The 15,404-nt window shown below is 61.1% G+C and carries 11 protein-coding genes; 9 read left to right on the top strand and 2 right to left on the bottom strand.

Translation table 11 applies throughout. From position 1 onward, the window contains the following. Positions 1 to 6: 6 nt before the first annotated feature. The 9 genes from ACYVHK_RS05945 (at position 7) to ACYVHK_RS05905 (ending at position 12,053) form a co-directional block, all read left to right on the top strand. A complete protein-coding gene (locus ACYVHK_RS05945) occupies positions 7 to 1,263 on the top strand; it encodes a TIGR03087 family PEP-CTERM/XrtA system glycosyltransferase (RefSeq protein WP_460528624.1) in 1,257 nt (418 codons plus the stop codon). After that, the gene (gene xrtA / locus ACYVHK_RS05940; protein WP_460528622.1) at positions 1,263 to 2,837 is read left to right on the top strand and encodes an exosortase; all 1,575 of its coding nucleotides are present in this window, start codon (positions 1,263 to 1,265) and stop codon (positions 2,835 to 2,837) included. Before ACYVHK_RS05945 ends, xrtA begins: the two co-directional genes overlap by 1 nt. Beyond that, positions 2,834 to 4,042, top strand: a complete 1,209-nt coding sequence (locus ACYVHK_RS05935) for a TIGR03088 family PEP-CTERM/XrtA system glycosyltransferase (RefSeq protein ID WP_460528620.1) — start codon at positions 2,834 to 2,836, stop codon at positions 4,040 to 4,042. Before xrtA ends, ACYVHK_RS05935 begins: the two co-directional genes overlap by 4 nt. Before the next feature lie 45 nt (positions 4,043 to 4,087). After that, positions 4,088 to 6,028, top strand: coding sequence for an exosortase A system-associated amidotransferase 1 (locus tag ACYVHK_RS05930; protein ID WP_460528618.1), 1,941 nt, complete (start codon positions 4,088 to 4,090; stop codon positions 6,026 to 6,028). Continuing rightward, positions 6,025 to 7,245, top strand: coding sequence for a glycosyltransferase WbuB (locus ACYVHK_RS05925; RefSeq protein WP_460528616.1), 1,221 nt, complete (start codon positions 6,025 to 6,027; stop codon positions 7,243 to 7,245). Before ACYVHK_RS05930 ends, ACYVHK_RS05925 begins: the two co-directional genes overlap by 4 nt. A 59-nt stretch (positions 7,246 to 7,304) precedes the next feature. After that, positions 7,305 to 8,336 (top strand): glycosyltransferase, encoded by a 1,032-nt coding sequence (locus ACYVHK_RS05920; RefSeq protein WP_460528614.1) that lies wholly within the window; start codon positions 7,305 to 7,307, stop codon positions 8,334 to 8,336. A gap of 13 nt (positions 8,337 to 8,349) precedes the next feature. Continuing rightward, entirely contained in the window at positions 8,350 to 9,717 is a 1,368-nt protein-coding gene (locus tag ACYVHK_RS05915; RefSeq protein ID WP_460528612.1) for a phenylacetate--CoA ligase family protein, read from the top strand. Positions 9,718 to 9,801: 84 nt separating this feature from the next. Then, positions 9,802 to 11,088, top strand: coding sequence for an O-antigen ligase family protein (locus tag ACYVHK_RS05910; protein WP_460528610.1), 1,287 nt, complete (start codon positions 9,802 to 9,804; stop codon positions 11,086 to 11,088). After that, a complete protein-coding gene (locus ACYVHK_RS05905) occupies positions 11,085 to 12,053 on the top strand; it encodes a polysaccharide deacetylase family protein (RefSeq protein WP_460528608.1) in 969 nt (322 codons plus the stop codon). Before ACYVHK_RS05910 ends, ACYVHK_RS05905 begins: the two co-directional genes overlap by 4 nt. Positions 12,054 to 12,132: 79 nt before the next feature. Here ACYVHK_RS05905 and ACYVHK_RS05900 read toward each other — a convergent pair whose 3' ends face one another. Both ACYVHK_RS05900 and ACYVHK_RS05895 read right to left on the bottom strand, forming a co-directional pair. Next, positions 12,133 to 13,875, bottom strand: coding sequence for an asparagine synthetase B family protein (locus ACYVHK_RS05900; protein WP_460528606.1), 1,743 nt, complete (start codon positions 13,873 to 13,875; stop codon positions 12,133 to 12,135). Between the two features lie 7 nt (positions 13,876 to 13,882). Further along, positions 13,883 to 15,127 (bottom strand): pyridoxal-dependent decarboxylase, exosortase A system-associated, encoded by a 1,245-nt coding sequence (locus ACYVHK_RS05895; protein ID WP_460528604.1) that lies wholly within the window; start codon positions 15,125 to 15,127, stop codon positions 13,883 to 13,885. Positions 15,128 to 15,404: the final 277 nt, after the last annotated feature.

The raw sequence follows: 15,404 nt of genomic DNA, 5'->3' as shown, positions 1-15,404 counted from the left end.
GCCGGCTTGAGCAATCTACTCTATCTCGTTCATCGCCTGCCTTATCCCCCCAACAAGGGAGATAAGGTACGCTCGTTTCATCTGCTCAAGCATCTTGCGGCCCGGCACCGAGTGTTTCTGGGTACCTTTGTCGACGATCCGGAAGACGAGGCCTATATCGACGCCTTGCAGGCCTTCTGCGCTGACTTGCGCGTGGTGCGCCTATCGCCACGCAAAGCCAAGGTCCGTAGCCTCAGTGGCCTGTTGCGCAATGAGGCGCTGACGCTACCCTACTATCGCGATGAGCGTCTGCAATCCTGGGTGGAACATACGCTGGAAAGTCAGCAGATCGACGCAGTCGTCGTCTTCTCGTCGGCGATGGCGCAGTATGTCCAGGGCGTGCCACAACCCGTCCTGGTCGATTTTGTGGATGTCGATTCCGCAAAATGGACCCAGTATGCTGCCAATCACCGTTGGCCCATGTCCTGGCTCTACAGACGGGAAGGGGAGCGATTGCTCGCCTTCGAGCGGGAAGTCGCCAGCCAGGCACGTCGATCCTTCTTCGTCACCGACAATGAGTCTGAACTGTTCCGCCGCGCAGCCCCCGAGTCCGCCGGCACCGTCGACGCAATATGCAACGGCGTGAATTCGGAATACTTCTCGCCGGAGCATGAGCTTGCTTCACCCTATCCGGCAGGGGAGATCGCGCTGGTCTTCACCGGCGCGATGGATTACTGGCCGAATATCGATGCGGTCAGCTGGTTTACCAACGATATCCTGCCCAGCCTGCTCCAGCGCTGGCCCTCGTTGCGCTTCTACATCGTGGGCCGTAGTCCGAGCCCAGCGGTGCAGGCTTTGGCCAATGAGCGGGTGATCGTCACCGGCACCGTGCCGGATGTCCGTCCTTACCTCAAGCATGCCACGCTGGTCGTCGCACCGTTGCGCGTGGCACGTGGCATCCAGAACAAGGTGCTCGAAGCCATGGCGATGGCACGCCCGGTGCTGGCCTCGCAAGAATGCGCCGGCGCAGTCGATGCGGTCGCAGAACGCGACTTCCTGACCGCGGCAACGGAAGCAGACTACATCCGCCAGATCGCCGCCGTGCTCGATCAACCGGAGCGGGCGGCACAAATGGGGCAGGCTGCAAGGCAACAAGTCCTGGCCCGTTACAGCTGGGACGCGCATCTGTCCGGACTGGACCATCATCTGGAAGCCGCAGTGGCCGCCAATACAAAGGTGGGTGAGCCGGGTATGGCCTTGCGGGCGTCTGAAGAGGCACTGTGATGAACGACAGCAGCAGGAATCTGATGTCGGCATCCATGGTGGACGAGGGTCGAGCCGGTACAGGCTGGCCACGGGCGCTGCTGGCAACGGTAGCCGCCTTGCTCTGGGTCATTGCTTGCTATCACCAGACCGCTATCAGCATGGTGGGCATCTGGTCTCATTCGGCGACCTTTACCCACGGTTTCATCGTTCCGCCCATCGCACTCTGGCTGATCTGGCAACAACGCCAGCAGGTATTGCAACTGGCACCGCGTCCGAATCTCTGGCTTTGCCTGCCTTTGGCTGCTGCGGGCTTTGTCTGGCTGCTCGGCGCCCTGGCCGATGTCAATGTATTGACCCAGTTCGCCTTCATGGCCACGGTGGCCATGGTGGTACCCGCCATACTGGGCCTGCATGTCGCCAGACAGATAGCCTTCCCGCTCGGTTTCCTGTTTTTCGCCGTGCCCTTTGGCGATTTTGTCGTACCTCAGATGATGGAGTGGACCGCCAACTTCACCGTTTGGGCACTGCGCCTGACGGGTATTCCGGTCTACCGCGAGGGCCTGCAGTTTGTGGTCCCCTCGGGCACCTGGTCGGTCGTGGAGGCCTGCAGTGGTGCCCGCTACCTGATCGCCTCGTTGACGGTCGGGACCCTGTTTGCCTATCTGAACTATCGTTCGCTGCAAAAGCGTCTGTTGTTTGCCGCCGCCGCCATCGTCGTCCCGGTCATTGCGAACTGGCTCCGGGCCTATTTCATCGTTCTGCTGGGCTATCTCTCGGACAACCGGCTGGCTGCCGGCGTCGATCACTTGGTCTATGGCTGGGTATTCTTCGGCATTGTCATCCTCGGCATGTTCTGGGTCGGTGCCCGCTGGCGTGAGGACGACAGCCCATCCAGCGTGCAGCCTTTGCCGACTGCCGCCATATCGTCGGCACCACGCCCCTATCTGAAAATGGCCGTCCTGCTGGTCGCCCTGACCGCTGTCTGGCCTGCGGCGCAATGGCAGTTGCTGCGCGCGCAGGGGGAGCGGCCGCCGGTCACGACGCTGGCAACGCTCAATCCACCAGCTTCCTGGGTGGCTACCGGCCAAGGCAACCTGGGCGGCTGGCGACCTCGCTTCGAACAAGCCAACGCCACACAGCAGGGCAGTCTGCAGCGAGACGGGCAGGCTGTTGGTTATTTCATCGCCTATTACCGCAACCAGGATCACCAGCGCGAGTTGGTCAACTCGGCCAATATGCTGGTGAACTCCGAAGATCCCAGCTGGATCAAGCTGGCAGTTGGCAAGCGTGATACGCAGATCGGCGGCACAACAATCCCGGTCCGGACCACCGTACTGCGAGGCATCGACAATACCCGGCTGTTGGTGTGGCAGTGGTACTGGGTGAATGGTCACCTGACGGCCAGCGATGCCCAGGCCAAGGCCTATACCGCAATGAGCCGCTTGCGCGGACAAGGGGATGATTCCGCCGTGATCGTCCTCTATACCACCATCGATCGTGACAACGACGCTGAAACTGCTTTGGCTGCCTTCAGCCGTGACGTTGTACCGGCCATCGAAGCCAGCCTGCAAAAGACCGGGAGCGGACAATGAGCGTCGCGCCGGACAAGCGTCCGCTGGTCGCCCACGTGGTCTACCGTTTTGATGTGGGCGGGCTGGAGAACGGGGTCGTCAATCTGATCAACCACATGCCGGCCGATGCCTATCGCCACGTGGTGATTGCCCTGACCGACATTACCGAATTCAAGCAGCGCATTACTCGGTCCGACGTCGAATTCATCGCCCTGGCCAAGCCACCGGGCAACGCGATCTGGATCTATCCCGGCCTGTTTAGGCTGTTCCGCAAACTGCGTCCCGCCATTGTTCATAGTCGCAACCTGGCAGCCCTGGAAGTCACGGTCCCCGCCTGGCTTGCCGGCGTGCCGGCGCGCATTCATGGCGAACATGGCCGGGATGTCAGCGACCTCGACGGCAATAGCAGAAAGTATCAATGGGTAAGGCGCCTGTATCGCCCGTTTGTCAGTCATTACATCGCTTTGTCGCGCGATCTGGCGACCTATCTGCAGCACAAGGTAGGTATACCGTCAGCGATGATCTCGCAAATCTACAATGGGGTAGATGCCCGCAAGTTCAACGTACCGCCGAACCGCCCACCGATCGCCGGTTGCCCGTTCTCCGAGTCGCCTTGCTGGCTGGTCGGTACGGTAGGGCGCATGCAGACCGTCAAGGACCAGCCCACGCTGGCCAAGGCCTTTGTCGCCGCCCTGGAGCACGCGCCCGAACTGAAGGACCGCTTACGCCTGGTCATGATCGGCGACGGTCCCTTGCGGGCGGAGTCACAGGCCATCCTGTCGCAGGCGGGTCTGGCGGACCTTGCCTGGCTGCCCGGCGAACGCAATGACGTGGCGGATATCCTGCGGGGACTGGACTGTTTCGTCTTGCCCTCCCTGGCCGAAGGGGTCTCGAACACCATCCTCGAAGCCATGGCGAGCGGGCTGCCCGTCATCGCGACCGAGGTAGGTGGCAATGCCGAGCTGGTGGCGGCAAATCGGACCGGACTGCTGGTGCCGGCAGCCAATGTCACGGCCATGCGCGATGCGCTGCTGCAGTACGCCCGGAACCCGGACGACGCGAGACAAGCAGGCCAGTCGGGACGATCCGAAATGGAAAAACGATTCAGCATGGACGCCATGGTCAGTAGCTACCAACAGCTGTATGACCGGTTCGTTCCCATTTACTCGGCATCTTCTTCATCACAGACAGCGCTCGACAAGCCCAATCAGCTCTTGAGCAAGTAAGTAATCCGAATCCTGCAATTTAACGGTACAGAAGCGAACCAGATCATGTGCGGCATTACCGGAATTTTCGATACCCGAGGGCAACGCGTCGTCGATCGTGCAGTCCTGACACGCATGAACGAGTCCCAACATCACCGCGGCCCGGATGAGGGCGGCCTTCATATCGAGCCCGGGGTGGGGCTGGGCCATCGACGCCTGTCCATCATCGACCTCTCGACAGGCCAGCAGCCCCTCTACAACCAGGACAAGAGTGTCTGTATCGTCTTCAACGGCGAAATCTACAACTACCAGACCCTGATTCCGCAGTTGCAGGCGCTGGGCTATGTGTTCCAGACCCGCAGCGATACAGAAGTCATCGTGCATGCCTGGGAGGCCTGGGGGGAAGACTGCGTCAAGCACCTGCGTGGCATGTTCGCGTTTGCGCTCTGGGACAGCACGCAACAGACCCTGTTTCTGGCCCGCGACCGCTTGGCCGTCAAGCCGCTCCACTATGCCTTGCTTCCCGACGGCACCTTGCTGTTCGGCTCCGAACTGAAATCACTGCTGGCCCACGGCGGGCTGGCACGCGACATCGATCCGCAGGCCGTGGAGGAGTACTTCGCACTCGGCTACGTCGCCGAGCCGCGAACGATCTTCCAGCAGGCAAAGAAACTGCCTCCCGCCCATACGCTGACGGTAAAGCGCGGCGCACCGGTACCTGAACCCAAGGCCTACTGGGATGTCCGCTTCAGCCTGGATAATGATCTGTCTGAGGAAGAAGCCTGCGCACAGCTCAGGGAAAAGCTGGATGAATCCATCCGCCTGCGCATGATTGCCGAGGTGCCGCTGGGCGCCTTCCTGTCCGGCGGTGTCGACTCCAGTGCCGTCGTCGCCACGATGGCGGACCAGTCACCCGAGCCGGTCAATACCTGCTCGATCGCCTTCGATGATCCGGCCTTCAATGAAGCCGCATTCGCCAAGACCGTGGCCGACCGCTACCAGACCCGCCATCACGTCGAAACCGTCGCCAGCGACGATTTCGATCTGATCGATACCCTGGCGAAGCTGTATGACGAGCCCTATGCCGACAGTTCGGCGATTCCGACCTATCGTGTCTGCCAACTGGCGCGCAAGCATGTCACCGTGGCCCTGTCGGGTGACGGGGGGGATGAAACCTTCGGCGGCTATCGGCGTTACCGCCTGCATCTGATGGAAGAGCGCCTGCGTACCACCATGCCCTACGGCATTCGCAAGCCCCTGTTCGGTCTGCTCGGCCGGCTCTATCCCAAGGCAGACTGGGCGCCACGGATATTCCGCGCCAAGACCACGTTCGAAGGTTTGGCCCGTAACCCGGTCGAAGCCTACTTCCACTCCGTCTCCATCCTGCGCGACCCGATGCGCGATCAGCTGTTCAGCGCACGGTTCAAGCGGGAGAAAGGTGGCTACAACGCGCTTGAAGTATTCCAGCGTCACGCCGCCAATGCGAAGACGGACGACCCACTGGCCTTGATCCAGTATCTGGACATCAAGACCTATCTGGTCGGCGATATCAATACCAAGGTCGACAGGGCAAGCATGGCCCACTCTCTCGAGGTGCGAGAACCGCTGATGGATCATGAGCTGATCGAATGGCTGGCAACCTTGCCGTCGTCGCTCAAGGTGCGCGGTCAGGAAGGTAAGTACCTGCTGAAGAAGGCCATGGAACCCAAGCTGTCGGGGGACATCCTGTACCGGCCCAAGATGGGCTTTGCCGTACCGCTGGCCCGCTGGTTCCGCGGACCACTGAAGGAACGGGTCAGGCAGGCCATACTCGGCCCCCGTCTCGCGGCGACAGGTTGGTTCAATGCCGACTATCTGCAGCATCTGGTGGAAGCCCATCAGTCAGGTCAGCGGGACTACAGCGCACCGCTGTGGACCCTGCTGATGTTCGAAGCCTTTTTGCGTAATGTGCTGGACGAACCGGTCAAGGAAGCGGACAGCACCGCACCGGTCCTGGAGAGGGTTTGAGTTTGCGTATTCTTCATGTTCTTGATCACTCGATCCCCCTGCATAGCGGCTACACCTTCCGTTCGCTGTCCATCCTGCGCGAACAGCGCAAGCTCGGCTGGGATACCCGCCACCTGACCAGCCCCAAGCAAGTGGGCTGTGAAGTGCTGGAAGAGGAAGTCGATGGCTGGCATTTCTTCCGTACCCAGGCCAACCGTTCCCGTCTGGCGAAATTGCCGGTAGTGGGCGAACTGGCCTTGATGCGGCAACTGGAGCAGCGGCTGCTGCAGGTTGCGAAGCAGGTGCGCCCCGATGTCCTGCACGCCCACTCTCCGGTGCTCAATGCGATCCCGGCCCTGAGGGTCGGCCGGCGGCTCGGCATTCCCGTCGTGTATGAGGTCAGGGCATTCTGGGAAGACGCCGCAGTGGACCATGGCACGACAACCGAGGGCAGTCTGCGCTATCGCATGACCCGGGCCCTGGAGACCTACGCACTCAAGCGTGCGAGCCATGTCACGACGATCTGCGAAGGTCTGCGTAGCGATATCGTCGCACGGGGCATTCCCGCCGAACGCGTTACCGTCATCCCCAACGCGGTCGATATCGAATCCTTCGACCTTGGCGGCGTGCCGGACGAAGCCCTGAAAACCCAGCTCGGGCTCTCGGGATGTACTGTCGTCGGTTTCATCGGTTCCTTCTATGCCTATGAAGGACTGGATCTGCTGCTGGATTCCCTGCCGCGCATCATTGCGACCTTGCCCGATGTTCGGGTCCTGCTGGTCGGTGGCGGCCCCCAGGACGCAGCCTTGAAGGCACAGGTGCAGAGGCTGGGTCTGGAAAACCACGTCGTGTTTACCGGTCGGGTTCCTCACCAGGAAGTCCATCGCTACTACGACCTCATCGACGTGCTGGCCTACCCGCGGCACTCCATGCGCCTGACCGAGCTGGTTACGCCACTGAAGCCGCTGGAGGCGATGGCACAGGGACGCCTGTTGGTGGCGTCAGACGTTGGCGGGCATAAGGAGCTGATACGCGACGGTGAAACGGGCGTGCTGTTCCGCGCCGGCAGTGCAAATTCATTGGCCGACGCGATCTTGCATCTGCTGGCCAAGCGCGAATACTGGTTGGAGCTACGCCAGGCGGGTCGACGCTATGTGGAGGACGAGCGCAACTGGCGGGTGTCCGTCGGGCGCTACGTCGATATCTATCGAGGCCTGGCCCCGGGAGGTGCGTTTTGACTGGCTTTGCCGGCCTTCGGGTTGGGCTGGTCGGTCCACTACCACCACCCGCAGGCGGTATGGCCAACCAGACCCGGCAACTGGCCGAGCTGTTACGTGCCGGGCAAGCATCGGTTTGCCTGGTACAGACCAACCCACCTTATTCACCCGGCTGGGTTGCCACCATACCGGGACTGCGGGCCGTATTCCGGCTGTTCCCTTACCTGGCGGCGTTATGGCGGGCGGCCGGCAGCAACGACGTGTTCCACATCATGGCCAACTCGGGCTGGTCCTGGCATTTGTTTGCCACGCCGGCCATCTGGATCGCACGCATTAGAGGCGTGCCGGTGGTGGTGAATTACCGGGGAGGGGAGGCCGGCGCCTTCCTGGCGCGCTCCCAGGCGCTGGTCCGCTGGTCCATGCACCGGGCAGCCGCCTTGATCGTCCCTTCGCGTTTCCTGCAGGAAGTCTTTGCCGACTTTGGCATGAAGGCCGATATCGTACCCAACATCATCGATCTGGCCCGTTTCCGTCCGCGAGAGCTCAGTCCGCAGACAAGCTGGCACCTGGTGGTAGCGCGTAATCTGGAACCGCTGTACGACAATGAAACCGCCTTGCGGGCCTTCGCGCTGGTGCATGCACATACCCCGGCAACACGATTGACGATAGCGGGCAGTGGGCCGGAAGCTGAGCGCTTGCAAGCGCTGGCGGAGGAGCTCGGCCTGCAAGCCGTCGTGCACTTCGCAGGCAGGCTGGACAGGGAAGCCATGGCGGCGCTCTATCGCGATGCGGACGTGATGCTCAATCCCAGCCTGGCTGACAATATGCCGAATTCGGTGCTGGAAGCCATGGCCAGTGGTGTACCGGTGGTCAGTACCGATGTGGGAGGCATACCCTACATTGTGGAGAATGGCGTCACCGCGCTCCTGGTCAAGCCGGGCGACGTGGCAGGCATGGCCGCCGCCACGCTGCGTCTGCTGGAAGAACCCATGCTCTGGCAGCGCTTGCGCGATGCTGGCATCGCCGAGGTACAACGCTACACCTGGCACTGCGTGGCACCGGTACTGGCGGGGGTCTACCGCACGGTGCAGCCGATCACATCGCGCACCTGATTGAGGTTTGCAATTGTATACATCACTGGTTTCCAACTTCATCTTCCCGCTGCATGAGCGCCTCAAAGACCATTCCACGGTCGCCCTCAAACGCCAGATGGAAGCCTCTCAATGGTGGGATGCCGATAAGCTCGCGGCATTACAACTTGCGCGACTCAAGGCCCTGCTGTGCGAAGTTGCGGAGCAGGTTCCCTACTACCGACAGTGCTTTGCCGACCTGGGCTTTGATCCCGCCACGATCGACTCGCTGGCCGATCTCCGGCGCCTGCCTTTTCTCGACAAGGCCCTGATCCGGAAAAACACCGACGGCCTCAAGCACGCCCACGCCCAAGGCCTGGCACGGTTCAACACCGGCGGCTCATCGGGCGAGCCCTTGATATTCTTCATCGGGAAACAGCGGGTCAGCCATGACGTCGCAGCCAAATGGCGGGCCACCCGGTGGTGGGATGTCGATATAGGCGACCCGGAAATTGTCGTCTGGGGCTCACCGATCGAGCTGGGCGCACAGGACAGGCTGCGCCGTTGGCGAGACCGGCTGTTGCGGACCTCGCTGCTGCCGGCCTTCGAGATGTCAGAGCAGAAGCTGGACCATTTCATTGCCACCGTACGCGCCAGGCGCCCGCGCATGCTGTTCGGCTACCCTTCGGCGTTGACCCATATCGCCAGGCACGCGGAAAAGAAAGGCATCAATATGGGTGACCTGGGCATCAAGGTCGCCTTCGTCACTTCGGAGCGCCTGTACGACGAGCAACGGGCAACCATCGCCCGCGTGTTCAATTGCCGGGTGGCAAACGGTTACGGCGGCCGGGATGCAGGTTTCATTGCGCATGAATGCCCGGCAGGCGGCATGCATATCACCGCCGAAGACATCATCGTCGAACTGGTGGATGCACAAGGGCAACCGGTCCCGGTGGGCCAGGCCGGTGAGATTATCGTCACCCACCTGGCAACCAGCGACTTTCCGTTCATCCGCTACCGCACGGGCGACGTAGCCGTCCTGGATGACCGTCCGTGTAGCTGTGGCCGTGGTTTGCCCCTGCTGCGTGAAATACAGGGCCGGAGTACCGACTTCGTCACGGCAGCGGACGGTACGGTGATGCATGGCCTCGCACTGGTCTACATCATCCGGGATCTTCCCGGCGTGGAGTCCTTCAAGGTCATCCAGGAAAACCTGTCTCGAACACGTGTGCAACTGGTAGCAGGCAACGCATTCGATCCGGCCTGCATCGCCACCATCATCGCCGGTTTCAAGCGACGGCTTGGTGAGTCGGTGGAGATCGAGGTGGAAAGTGTCGCCGCGATCGCGCCGGAGAAGTCAGGCAAATTCCGTTATATCGTCAGCCATGTCGGCACAGAGAACAAGGCACAAGCCGGACAATGAGTCTTAATCCATCTTTGCAACCCTGGTCTGTTCAGGAAAAGTGCGCCGCGTACCGTGCCAGGTCAGGCAAGGGCAGACACGAACATGCGTGACCTGCTACTTGGCTCCATCATTGCCTACTGCGTCATCCGGGCCTTTGCCAGTCCTGCCATCGGCATCCTGTCCTGGACCGTACTGAGCATCATGAACCCTCACCAGTATGGCTGGCTGTTGTCCACCATGCCGGTCGCCGCCGCGGTCGCCATCGCCACCATGGTCGGCATCCTGATCACCAAGGAGGAGCGCAGCTTCCCCTGGAGCGGGGAGACCATGGTCCTGGTGGCCTTCATGGTCTGGGTTTGCATCACCTTGCCCTTTTCGAACTCCTTCGAGGGCAGCATCGACATGTGGAAAAAGGTCATGAAGATCGACTTCATGATACTGCTGGCCATGCTGGTGCTGCATAGCAAACAGCAGATTATGGCGCTCGCCTGGGTGTTGGCCGGCTCCATTGGTTTCTTTGGCTTCAAAGGTGGTCTGTTTACCTTGCTCACCGGGGGCAACTACCGTGTCTGGGGGCCGGACAGCACGTTTATCGAGGGCAACAATGAAATCGCCCTGGCGCTGGTGATCGTAATTCCACTGCTGCGCTTCTTGCAGATGAATGTCAGCAAGACCTGGGTCAAGCACGGCCTGACGCTGGTCATGCTGCTCAGTGCGATCGCCGCCCTCGGTACGCATTCGCGTGGCGCGCTGCTGGCCATCGCCGCCATGTCGCTGGTCATGTGGTGGCGCAGCAAGAACAAGTTCTGGACCGGCCTGCTATTGCTGGCCGTCGGTGCTTCGATGCTTGCCTTCATGCCCGAGCAATGGACAGCCCGGATGGAAACCATCGGCGAGTACGACCAGGATGAGTCGGCCAAGGGACGCATCAACGCCTGGTGGATGGCCTGGAATCTCGCCTCGCACAACTTCTTCGGCGGCGGGTTTGATATCTATACCCCGCAGATGTTTGCCATCTACGCCCCAAACCCGGCCGATATCCACGCCGCGCACAGTATCTATTTCCAGGTGCTGGGCGAGCATGGCTTTGTCGGTCTATTCCTGTTCATGCTGATGTGGTTCATGGTCTGGCGCTCGGCAGGCAAGTTGCAAAAAGTGGGTAAGCAGCGCGAAGAAACCCGTTGGGTAGCCGACCTGGGCGCCATGTGCCAGGTGAGCCTGGCCGGCTATGCCGTTGGCGGCGCCTTCCTCAGCCTGGCCTACTTCGACTTGCCCTACAACATCCTGATCCTGGTGGTTCTGGCTTGTCGTTGGGTAGAGCAGGAGCGCTGGAAGACCGACACCAATGACCTCAGTCTTTTTGGCAGGAAGCAGAAGACCCAACCATGAGCCTGATCAAACCAGCCCTTTCCCTGTTATCCCCCTCGGCAGGCAAGGCGCGCCTATCCATCCTCATCTTTCATCGGGTCCTGCCAGAACCGGACCCGATCTTTCCTGGCGAGGCACACGCCCACTGGTTCGATACCATGCTGGGCTGGCTCAAGGAATGGTGCAACGTCCTGCCGCTTGATGAAGCACTGGTTCGCCTCCAGGCCGGTACCTTGCCGGCACGTGCGACCGCCATCACCTTCGACGATGGCTATGCCGACAACCGCACCGTGGCCATGCCCATCCTGCAGCGCCATGGCATGACGGCAACGTTTTTCATCGCGACCGGCTTTCTTGATGGCGGCCGTATGTGGAACGACACGGTCATCGAATCCGTACGGCACTGCGCGACACCGGTGCTGGATCTGCAAGGCCTGCAGGGCAGCGGCGGGGAAGGGCTGGGCAGCCACAGCCTGGCCTCGATGCCGGAGCGCTACCAGGCCATCAACGCGATCATAGGCCGAATCAAATACCTGCCGCCCGGCGAGCGTCAGTTGTTGACCGAAGCTATTGCAGGTCGGGCACAGGTGAAACCGGCAGACGATCTGATGATGACCTCGGAACAGGTGCGGGAAATGCATCGTGCCGGCATGCAGATCGGCGCGCACACGGTCAGTCACCCCATCCTTGCCCGACTTGATGCTGATCAGGCGCGCACCGAGATCGCCGTCAGCAAGCAATGCCTCGAAGGCCTGCTGGGTGAGCGTGTAGGCCTGTTTGCCTACCCCAATGGCAAGCCGGGTGCCGACTACAGCCCGGAAAGCGTTGCCATTGCCCGTGAACTCGGCTTCGATGCGGCGGTCTCTACTACCCCGGGGGCTGCCAGCCAGGGCACCGACCTGTTCCAGATACCCCGCTTCACGCCGTGGGATCGCACCAGGCTACGCTTTGGCCTGCGCATGGCCCGCAACCTCTGGCAAGCCTGACGCTGCAATGTCATGGATGGGATAAAGCGAGACGCCAGCTTGTCGGCAAGGCCAACAAGCTGGCTATCGGATCAACCGTTCAGAGCTTGTAGTTGGGCGCGTGCTGTTGCAGCCATTGCTCCAGCATCATCAGGATCCAGACCATTTCGCCATAGTAGCCAGGGTGCTCCGGCAGACGTACCGACAGCAGGGTCTCAATGAAGGCCTTGCGCACGATGCCTCGCTCCGCGAGGCTGTAGAGCGACTCCGTCGCCAGTTGTCGCAAACCGGCATGACGGGTAGTCCACACGCCAAAGGGCAGGCCAAAGCCTTGCTTCTTCTTGGTAATGATCTCGTCAGGCAGGAAACCGCGCAGCGCCTCCTTGAAGAACCAGCGCAACTTCAGGCCCTTGAGCTTGTACTCGCTGGGCAGCCGCAGAGAAAAGTCCAGCAAGCCGTCGTCCAGCAGCGGGAACCCCACCTCAACACCAGCCAGACTGGTAGTACCGCAGACCTTGGGCAGGTCGCAGTCGGCCAGGGTGTAGCGCCAGTCATACGCCAGCACACGGTTGACCGGGCTCTCCGTCCTTGCCGCCGCCCATACCTCGCGCTGCTGCCGCAGCGGTGCGCCCATGTCCACGCGGGCCAAAAAGCCTGGCGTCAGGACCTCATCCACACCCAGTCGCAGCAGCAGGTTGTACATCTGCAAGCGATCCGGCATCGGAACGCTGGCCTGTTCAACATAGCTTGCAGCCTTGCGCAGCAAGGGTAGCTTGCCAGCGGCAGGCTGGCGCAATACCGGTTCCATCACCGAGCGTCGCAGGGCGGATGGCAATATCTGGTACCAACCGAATACCCGCTCCTTGGCATACCGGCTATTGCCACCGAACAGCTCATCTCCGCCATCGCCAGCCAGCATCTTCTCCACGCCATCAGCCTTGGCCATCAAGGCGCAATAGTAGGCGGGCAGGGCGGAGGAGTTGCCGAAAGGCTGATCGTAGTGCACCGCGACCTTGCCAATGCTGCGGACCAAGTCTTCCGGCGTCACATAGTATTCGTGATGCTGGGTATTGAAATGCTTGGCCGCGATACGGGCAAATGCCATCTCATCGTAACCGTCCGCATCGAAGCCGATCGAATAGGTTGCAGCCGGATGCCCGCTGACCTGACCAACCATGCCGGCTACGGTCGAACTGTCCGTCCCTCCGCTCAGGAAGCAGGCGACCTGGTCAGGCTGATAGCCTGCTATCTGGGTGCCAACGGCCTTGGCCAGCAATTGCTTGAACTCTTCACTCAAGCTGCCGAACGATGCCGTCGGATGATCATCGAATTCAGGGGTCCAATATGGTGCCACCGTAAGCTTGCCATGCTCGAACAGCACATAGTGCCCCGGCGGAACACGGAACACATCACGGTAGATCGTGCGCGGCGCCGGGATGATATGGAAGAACAGATAGTCGAAGATGGCCTGAGGGTCGACTTCCGCACCGCTATCGATCAGTTCATCGGCACGCTCGGCAAATAGCAGGGTATCGCCGGACTGCCGATAGCACAGTCCCTTCACGGCAAACCGGTCCACCGCCAGAAACACCTGGGTGCCAGTACGCAACGCCACAGCAAAATTGCCAGTCACTCCGCTGGCCGCCAACCGGCCTTGCTGGCTGAAAGCCTGCTCCCAGGCACGCAAGGCACCTTCGGTGCGTGCAGTCTCCGCAAGACGGACATCGGAGAACACGGGACTGCCCGAACAGAAGCTGTCGGCGCGTGCCAGCTGCGCGGCAGGCTTTCTGGTGTCGGCGGTGTTATCTTGTTGCAAGGTCACATCGGTATCCTTGATCATCATGCTTCACCTATACCAGTACTTCGGTGGCATGGGGGTGTCCAAGAAAGCCCTGCGGACTGGCGCTAAGGCCGTAGGCACCGGACTGAAAGACCACAACCAGGTCGCCAACATCGGCGACGGCCAGTTCCATCTTGTCCGCCAGCAGGTCGAGCGGCGTACAGAGCGGCCCCACCACGGAGGCGGTCTCGTACTGGCTCGCCTGCATCTTGTTGCCGATCGTGACCGGGTAGTTCTTGCGTATGACCTGACCGAAGTTGCCGGAGGCCGAAAGATGATGGTGCAAGCCACCGTCCGTCACCAGGTAGACCTGGCCACGGGAAACCTTGCGGTCGATGACTTTGGCCACATAGACACCTGCCTCACCCACCAGATAGCGGCCAAGCTCGATCACCAGCTCCGCCTGCGGCAGGGCATCCCGCGCGCGGGCAGCCAGGTCGGTCAGGTTGGCACCAATCGTCGTGAGATCAAGTGGCTGCTCACCCGGGAAATAGGGAATACCAAAGCCGCCGCCCAGATTCAGGAAACGCACCGGCCCCGGCGCAGCTTCCGCCAGGCGAACCGCCAGATCAAAGCTCTTGCATTGCGCCTCGATGATCGCTTCAGGCTTGAGGTTCTGCGAACCGGCGAACAGGTGGAAACCCTCGAAGCCCAGATTGGCTTCGCCGATCTGCTCAAGCAACTCCGGTACGCGCTCGGCATCCACACCGAACTGCTTGGGGCCGCCGCCCATTTTCATGCCCGAGCTTTTCAGTTCGAAGTCCGGATTCACCCGCACGGCGACCCGCGCAATCCGGCCGGTCTCTGCCTGGATGGCAGCAAGTTCGGCTACTTCCCTGAACGATTCAATGTTGATCAAAACACCCGCCGCAACGGCCTGGCGTAACTCCTCGCGACGCTTGCCCGGCCCGGCAAAGCTGATCTCGTGCGGATCGGCCCCGCTATCGAGCGCCACCTTCATTTCCCCCGCCGACGCCACATCGATGCCGTCGACCAGGCCCGCCATGTGGCAGACCAGTGCCGGCATGGGGTTGGCCTTCATGGCGTAGTGCAGCTTGATGCTGGCGGGCAGGGCCTCCCGAAGCTGATGGACCCGTTTGGACAGCAAGGCACGGTCATAGGCATAGAACGGCGTACTGCCGACGCGCTCCGCAAGCTGAGTCAAGGGTAGGTGACCTACCTGCAGTTGACCTTCATGGACAGGGAACGGATTGGTAGCAGCGTGAACAGGGGCGGAAGGAGCGGGATGGACCATGTTTTTTCTGTAAGTTATTTCACAAGCATCAGTGGGGTTTGAAGCGCAAAGGGCGTAGCGAGACCCTTAAGCAACGCAGGGCCGCCATCTTGTTCCATCACCAGCTCTGCCAGATGCAGGATACGTGTCAGAGACCGATGGCGGCCGGAATTCCTACTCATCCTATTGATAGACCACGACCAGTTTCGGACGCAGGCTGACGGTGGCGTATTCACGACTGGCAAAGGTCTTGGCATTGCCGTTGCCACTCACCCCCACCAAGCGCCAACCGAAGTTC

The sequence above is a fragment of the Chitinimonas naiadis genome (assembly GCF_054780835.1).
Note: the sequence above shows the minus strand (reverse complement) of the source record. Positions and strands in the feature narration are given on the sequence as shown.

What these genes read in the sequence shown, in the direction of transcription:
- xrtA (WP_460528622.1), top strand. Translation starts at nt 1,263, where the DNA reads ATGAACGACAGCAGCAGGAATCTGATGTCGGCATCCATGGTGGACGAG.
- ACYVHK_RS05935 (WP_460528620.1), top strand. Translation starts at nt 2,834, where the DNA reads ATGAGCGTCGCGCCGGACAAGCGTCCGCTGGTCGCCCACGTGGTCTAC.
- ACYVHK_RS05930 (WP_460528618.1), top strand. Translation starts at nt 4,088, where the DNA reads ATGTGCGGCATTACCGGAATTTTCGATACCCGAGGGCAACGCGTCGTC.
- ACYVHK_RS05920 (WP_460528614.1), top strand. Translation starts at nt 7,305, where the DNA reads ATGGCCAACCAGACCCGGCAACTGGCCGAGCTGTTACGTGCCGGGCAA.
- ACYVHK_RS05910 (WP_460528610.1), top strand. Translation starts at nt 9,802, where the DNA reads ATGCGTGACCTGCTACTTGGCTCCATCATTGCCTACTGCGTCATCCGG.
- ACYVHK_RS05905 (WP_460528608.1), top strand. Translation starts at nt 11,085, where the DNA reads ATGAGCCTGATCAAACCAGCCCTTTCCCTGTTATCCCCCTCGGCAGGC.
- ACYVHK_RS05900 (WP_460528606.1), bottom strand. Translation starts at nt 13,875, where the DNA reads ATGATGATCAAGGATACCGATGTGACCTTGCAACAAGATAACACCGCC.
- ACYVHK_RS05895 (WP_460528604.1), bottom strand. Translation starts at nt 15,127, where the DNA reads ATGGTCCATCCCGCTCCTTCCGCCCCTGTTCACGCTGCTACCAATCCG.